The following is a 1727-nucleotide window of genomic DNA, read 5'->3' on the forward strand; positions in this document are numbered from 1 at the left end:
AAGTGCCTCAATCCCAGATAAATACTGGGTTCATGACACTTTTACAAAGAAAAATCCACGGCGAATGCCGTGGACTTTGTCTACAGTCTGAAGGGCTTGGTTTATTAAACCAAGCCCTTTTTTATCTTATTTTCTGATCAGCTTTTCTTCATTCAAGAAGAACATCGGTTTTATCGATCACTGACTTTCCAAGCCATTTCTTTTTATACCAATAATACATGACGATAAGGCCTCTTATACATTCATCTGTCGCCGTTCCTATAAATATACCCGCAACACCCAATCCAAGCGCGACTCCAACAGCATATCCCGTCGTAAGCCCCAGCCCCCAGTTACACAGAACACCGGCTATAAACGGGAACATATATGCCCCGGCTGCTTTGAGGCTGCTGACAAAAGTCATATTGAGGCACCGACCAAATTCAACCAATATATCAACAATCATTATCTTCTGACCAAGGGCAATGACATTAATATTGTCCGTAAAAATATGTAGCGTGAATCTGCACAGAATTGCATTGATACATGCAAGAGCTATCGTTATAGGCATAGAAGTTTTTAGTGTCTTGAACACTCTTTTATATGCTTCTTCGGTCTTGCCGGCTCCTACCAGATGCCCTGTGATTATCTGTGTAGACATGGCTGACGCGTTTGAAAAGATCATTGCAAAAGAGATAAGCGTATTACAGTACGCCCTTGCATTAACCGCATCATTTCCCATGGCATTGACAAAAGAAAGAAGGGTTGTCTGATAGAGATTATAAGTAAGATTCTCGCCTGCTGAAGGGAGCCCGATCTTGATCATTCTTGAAAGCAGCTTGAATGGGAATGGGTTCAAATACCGCAGTGAAAGTCTTCCGGTCTTTGTTATATAGAAAAAGGCTATGAGCGAGACCACTGACAAAAATCTGGCAGCAACTGTCGATATTGCTACCCCTGCAACACCCATATTAAGGAATTTCAAAGGCCCATACAGAAATAGATAATTCCCGATGATATTGACAATATTGATGCCGAATGTAACCCACATACCGATTTTGGTATATCCGTTACATCTCAGTATCTGCAGCATTACATTGGACACCGCCATCAGGAAGCCACCACCGCCGACAATATAGATATAAGTCATCGAGAACGGACGCATCTCCGGTGAGACATGCAGAAAATTCATTATAAATGGATTAGCTGCACAAAAGGCAGCGCTGAGTACCATTCCAAATACAAGATTAACTACTATCGCAAGCGTGTATATCATGTTCATGCGATCATACATTTTGGCCCCGAGATACTGCGCCACAACCACACTTGTAGCAGTAGCGATAATATTGAAAAATATTATCATCATAAACATGATGGTATTCGCATTTCCTACTGCTCCTACGGCATATTCGTTATAGTGACTAAGCATTACAGTATCGATATTGTGCAGCATTGTATTCAGCAGAAGCTCAAGAAACATGGGCCCTGCCAATACCAAAAGAGGTGTGTTTTCATCTATTACCGTGGTTCTGTTACTGTTCATTGCGCATCCTTTGCCATCACAAGTCTCTGCTTGCATGTTTTTTGAAATTACCAATCTTATAAATCATACAACTTAAAGTTAACTTTAGCTCAAGTGTTTTTTGAAAAATTTTCCTAAAATGTAAAAGTTAATTCTTGTTTGTAAGGTTAAATTCTATGTAGCTGAATTTACTCTTACATGATAACCTAGTCAGGCAGTGGATTCC

General features: G+C 40.4%; 1 protein-coding gene. It reads right to left on the bottom strand.

Annotated features, from left to right (window positions below; translation table 11 throughout):
• Nucleotides 1-148: 148 nt before the first annotated feature.
• Entirely contained in the window at nt 149-1522 is a 1374-nt protein-coding gene (locus tag G590_RS0117735) for an MATE family efflux transporter (RefSeq protein WP_022766978.1), read from the bottom strand.
• Between the last annotated feature and the right edge of the window lie 205 nt (nt 1523-1727).

It is taken from the genome of Butyrivibrio sp. XPD2006 (assembly GCF_000420865.1).
Taxonomy (GTDB): Bacteria; Bacillota; Clostridia; order Lachnospirales; family Lachnospiraceae; genus Butyrivibrio.

Coding starts and splice junctions, on each gene's coding strand:
- G590_RS0117735 (WP_022766978.1), bottom strand. CDS start 1,522: ATGAACAGTAACAGAACCACGGTAATAGATGAAAACACACCTCTTTTG.